Origin of the sequence: Burkholderia sp. Ac-20344 (assembly GCF_017104975.1) — a bacterium.
Classification (GTDB): domain Bacteria; phylum Pseudomonadota; class Gammaproteobacteria; order Burkholderiales; family Burkholderiaceae; genus Burkholderia.
Genome location: NZ_JAAGPP010000346.1, coordinates 1 through 1,414 on the forward strand (window position 1 = coordinate 1; position 1,414 = coordinate 1,414).

The window sequence follows — 1,414 nt, forward strand, 5'->3', positions numbered from 1 at the left end:
TCGGCCGGCACCTTCGCGAGCGCGATGAAGGCGTCGCTCGACAAGATCAGCGGCGACCAGCAGCACGCGGCCGGCGAGGCGCAGGCGTTCGAGGTCGGCGCGCCGAACGTGTCGCTGAACGACGTGATGGTCGACATGCAGAAAGCCAACATCGGCTTCCAGTTCGGGCTCCAGGTCCGCAACAAGCTAGTGAGCGCTTACAACGACATCATGCAGATGTCGGTGTGACGGGACGGCCATCCGGGGACGGCCATCCGGGGGCGGCTATTCGGGGAAGGCCTCCGGGCCGGCCCTGCTGCGCCCGGCGGTAGGTCCAGCTTGCCTAAAGCTTTTCAAATCCCTTCCGATAACTTCGATGAAGGCCGCGTCGTGCGATGCACGGCGGCGGTTCCCGCATAGCCAAGGCATAACAAGGAGAAGCGCATGTTTTCCCCAGGACACGCTGGAGCCAGTGCATACGCGCGTGTCGGCGTCGAGACGGGGGTGATGGGCGCCTCCCCGCACCGGTTGATCGCGATGCTGTACCAGGGCGCGCGGCAGGCGGTTGCGCTGGCGCGCATGCATTTGCAGCAGGGCAATGTGTCCGCGCGCGGCGAAGCGATCGGCAAGGCGATCCGGATCGTCGACAGCGGGCTGAAGGCGTCGCTGAACCGCGACGCGGGCGGCGAGATCGCGGAGCGGCTGGATGCGCTGTATGCGTATATCAGCCGGCGCCTGCTCGAAGCGAATGCGCAGGCGAGCGACGCGATGCTGGTCGAGGTCGACGGGCTGCTCGCGACGCTCGAGGAAGCATGGACGGGGATTGCCCCGGAAGTCGCGCGGATGGCCGCGCAACAGGCAGTGGAAGCATCGAGATGAATCGCAAGGCCGAATACTTCGAACGTTACGAGGCGCTCGCCGCCGTGTCGGGACGGATGCTGTGCGCAGCGCGCAGCGCCGACTGGAGCGCGTTGCCGGGGTTGCAGGCCGAATTCATGCAGCTTGTCGACGGGCTGAAGGAGGCCGATCCGGGCGTCGTGCTCGACGAATCGGATCTCGGCCGCAAGCTCGACCTGATCCGCCGCATCCTGGCGGACGACGCCGCGATCCGCGATCTCGCGAGCCCGGACGTCGCGCGGCTGTCCGCGCTGTTCGAGGCGCGGCGCTCGACCAAGGTATTGACCGATCTCTACCGCGCGCGCGGGTAGGGCCCGTTTCCGGGGAAACGGACGCGGGGCGCACGAGCCCGTTGCGGCAGGCGCGCAGTTCCCGCGAGCGGCGCCGGCGTGCCGTTCCCGGATTCGCAACGAGGTGGCTGAGTGAGCAGGCTCCGATCATGACCGGTATCGACTCCGTTGCGGCCGCGCTGCTGGCGAGCCGCCTCGACAGCCTGCTGACCGGCACCGTGTCGGCGCCCGCCGGCGGCGGCGCGACC

3 protein-coding genes are annotated in these 1,414 nt (G+C 68.3%); all 3 read left to right on the forward strand.

Annotated elements, in window-relative coordinates; all coding sequences use genetic code 11:
- The coding region (gene fliE / locus G3N64_RS39030; protein WP_205788886.1) for a flagellar hook-basal body complex protein FliE at positions 1 to 228 on the forward strand (228 nt) is incomplete at its 5' end.
- Between the two features lie 195 nt (positions 229 to 423).
- The gene (gene fliS, locus G3N64_RS39035; protein WP_205788887.1) at positions 424 to 858 is read left to right on the forward strand and encodes a flagellar export chaperone FliS; all 435 of its coding nucleotides are present in this window, start codon (positions 424 to 426) and stop codon (positions 856 to 858) included.
- Complete coding sequence (locus G3N64_RS39040) at positions 855 to 1,187, forward strand: flagellar protein FliT (protein WP_205788888.1); 333 nt, start codon at positions 855 to 857, stop codon at positions 1,185 to 1,187. Before fliS ends, G3N64_RS39040 begins: the two co-directional genes overlap by 4 nt.
- Positions 1,188 to 1,414: the final 227 nt, after the last annotated feature.

Coding starts and splice junctions, on each gene's coding strand:
- fliS (WP_205788887.1), top strand. CDS start 424: ATGTTTTCCCCAGGACACGCTGGAGCCAGTGCATACGCGCGTGTCGGC.
- G3N64_RS39040 (WP_205788888.1), top strand. CDS start 855: ATGAATCGCAAGGCCGAATACTTCGAACGTTACGAGGCGCTCGCCGCC.